This window comes from Gilvimarinus sp. 1_MG-2023, assembly GCF_030548285.1.
In genome coordinates this window covers 1-262 of sequence record NZ_JAUOSC010001181.1, presented here as the reverse complement: position 1 = coordinate 262, position 262 = coordinate 1, and the positions used below count along the sequence as shown (strand labels likewise).

The following is a 262-nucleotide window of genomic DNA, read 5'->3' as shown; positions in this document are numbered from 1 at the left end:
AGTCAGCCCCGCTTCCCGGAAGGCTGCGTCTACCACCCGGTAGGTAATGGTATCTGGCTCTGGCAAAATAACGGCATTCTCCGCCAGGCTGGCCAGAGTGACCTGTTGCTGTGCGAGCGGGTGGCTGGGGGCACAGACGCAGACCATATCATCCTGCCACAGCGGGATGGCGGTTATTTTATCCGGCTGACGTTTATCCAATGTTGTCAGAGCCAATTCTACCTGACGTTGCTCTACCGCCTGATAGGCATCTTCTGAACCG

The 262-nt window shown here is 56.9% G+C and carries 1 protein-coding gene; it reads right to left on the bottom strand.

Annotated features, from left to right (window positions below; all coding sequences use genetic code 11):
* On the bottom strand, positions 1–262 hold a 262-nt coding region (locus Q4563_RS20585; RefSeq protein WP_303605837.1), incomplete at both ends, for a LysR family transcriptional regulator substrate-binding protein.